This window comes from Paracoccus indicus (assembly GCF_003056335.1).
GTDB classification, from domain to species: Bacteria; Pseudomonadota; Alphaproteobacteria; order Rhodobacterales; family Rhodobacteraceae; genus Paracoccus; species Paracoccus indicus.
The window spans coordinates 1-2327 of sequence record NZ_PYWA01000023.1; the positions used below are offsets into that span (position 1 = coordinate 1).

2 protein-coding genes are annotated in these 2327 nt (G+C 56.9%); both read right to left on the reverse strand.

Going from position 1 to position 2327, the window contains the following annotated elements; all coding sequences use genetic code 11:
- Positions 1–208 precede the first annotated feature (208 nt).
- Positions 209–1267 carry a site-specific integrase gene (locus DDE75_RS17065; RefSeq protein ID WP_162799111.1) on the reverse strand — a complete coding sequence of 353 codons (1059 nt, stop codon included), beginning with the start codon at positions 1265–1267 and terminating at the stop codon, positions 209–211.
- A gap of 449 nt (positions 1268–1716) precedes the next feature.
- A complete protein-coding gene (locus tag DDE75_RS17070; protein WP_211659383.1) occupies positions 1717–2229 on the reverse strand; it encodes a MarR family transcriptional regulator in 513 nt (170 codons plus the stop codon).
- Positions 2230–2327 lie beyond the last annotated feature (98 nt).

Sequence of the window (2327 nt, forward strand, 5' to 3'; positions counted from 1 at the left end):
CCTGTTAGACCTCTCTCCTCACTCTTCATCCTGCCCTCCAATCATTATTGTTATCCTCCCAGATACAGGGGTTATCTTGAGAGATAACAATAGCTCAAGAACTTTGTTGATATTACTGAAAAAAAAACATCCCCCTTCTGTATCTGTAAAAAAGGCATGCCTTTGGCATGCCAAGACGGGGGGGCAAGCCCCCCCGAACCCCCCGTTCTCAAGAGAGATTGGGGCCAGATTCAGGCTTTTTCGGTGGTGAAATCCTGATCCCACGGGTCTCTTTGGGCTGATGCGTCGCACGGGCGTCGATCACAGCGCCACCGGCGCTCTGGCTCTGCCGTGCCGTTCCGTAATGCTGCTGAGACCGAGTTGTTCGGTGGCCCATCGCGGACGCAACCTTCTCAGCATCTCCAAGATCGGCCTTCATATTAGCCGCTGCCTGATGCCTGAATGAGTAGGCCGAGACCTGATAGGAGGCGGGCAGACGGGGCCGGATATGGTCCGTGAAGTCCTTCGTGATCCGTGCCGCCTTGCGTTTCACCGTGATTTTGCTGGCGTCTCCGAGACTTTCGGCCAATGCGCGACCTGCTGGCGTGTCCTCATTCACCAGCAAAACACGGACCTTTTGGCCCGAACCCTTCGCGTCGTTGACCTTTGCGCCTGGGATTCTGACCCGCAAACCGCCTTTGACGCGCTCAATATCCACACCCATGCCGATTTCAGCCGGCCGCGCACCTGTTGCCCACATCACCGCGATCGCTGGCCGCATCGTTTCCGTCGCCGCGTCGTAAACCTTGGCCTGCCAAGAATCTCCGCGAGCCTTCGGAAGCCGTTTCCGTGCTGAATTTTGGACCTTCTCGGGCGGTGGAGCCTTGGCGTTTTCGAGTGCTTCGAGCTGCTCAATAGCCTTTGCCGCCACCTTCACGAGCCTTTCCGCCGTCTCGAAATCACCCCCCCGCTGTGCCTTATCCTGTGCTTTCATCGCATCCCGCACGCGCTCGGCCAGCCCGACCTTCAACGCGGCCCTTGTCGGATACCACGAGGATCGCGACAGCCCCTCGAGATCGGGCACCCCATTCTTCATCCTGCGTGCGATGATCCGCCGATATTGCGCCCGCGTCGTCTCGCTCGTGGCCTTCTCGGCGTTGACAATGTCCACGACAGCCGACGACATGGCGTGGCTTCTCACGGCTTTGACAGCCGCGAAAAGCCGTTCCTTCGTCGTCGTCGTCGCACTGATTTCGACCCCCGACGCTGTTGCTTGGGGGCGGCTCATCAGTGCTCCCACGTTCGGATTTACTCCGCCCTTGCTCCGTTTCTCCATCCGTGGCGCCTCCTCGCCTCGGCCCTTTGCGGGCCTGTCTCGTCGGGTGCCTGGACCGCTACGCAGTCCGGCACGCGTCCCCCACTACGCGGGGAACGCCGGGCCTTAAAGGGGTGTAAACCCCCCTTACGGCCATATTATCAAGCCCCCAAAGTTGGGGGCCTGATAATATATAGATCAGGCTCAAGAAAAACCCTCGCACCAAGTTTCCGGCCCGCACACAGCCTGCCCCAGCCCAGCCCAGCCCCATGAATGGCGGCTGGTCTGGGGCAGGCTGGGCACGGCCCTGGCGTGGTCTTATTCATTGAATGGGGGGTTTGGGGGGCTTGCCCCCCGATGGGCTTGGTGTGGCGCAGTCGTCAAGGAACGAAGACACACCAAGCCCACAGCCCGCAGGGCTGTTATTCTGGAGACGCTGAAAGGTCCATTTCTGCTTGGTGTCCACCGTCAATGACCTGCCAACCAGCTGCCCTTGCGGCTTCTCTCGCTTTGAAATGGTTCTGTCCTCGACCTTTCCAAGCGAGTTCAGGATGCAGTTGGTATGTGAAGCTCCTGCCGACTTTCGGGCCTGTTTTGATGAATCCGAGATCCACCAACCGCTTCACGGCCCTCGAAACGTTCGACCTTTTCATCTCAAGCTCTTCAGCAATTTCAGCCTGCGATACTTGGATGTAATTCTCAAAGTCGAGACGAGCCATGAGCGCATTGAAGACCACGATTCCTTCGAGACCAAGGGTCTTACGCTCAGCATTCAGCCTTTTCATCGTGTTTTGAGCCATTTGGAACCATCCCCTCCCGAACTGCGAAATGTTTTTTCTTGGCACCCACACAAGAGCACCGTCTTGAACTTCACCCGTCTTCACATCGAACGTCTTGTCTGGACGCCCTGTTAGACCTCTCTCCTCACTCTTCATCCTGCCCTCCAATCATTATTGTTATCCTCCCAGATACAGGGGTTATCTTGAGAGATAACAATAGCTCAAGAACTTTGTTGATATTACTGAAAAAAAAA

Excerpts from the sequence above, each read along its gene's own strand:
- DDE75_RS17065 (WP_162799111.1), bottom strand. The coding sequence starts at position 1,267 with ATGAGCCGCCCCCAAGCAACAGCGTCGGGGGTCGAAATCAGTGCGACG.
- DDE75_RS17070 (WP_211659383.1), bottom strand. The coding sequence starts at position 2,229 with ATGAAGAGTGAGGAGAGAGGTCTAACAGGGCGTCCAGACAAGACGTTC.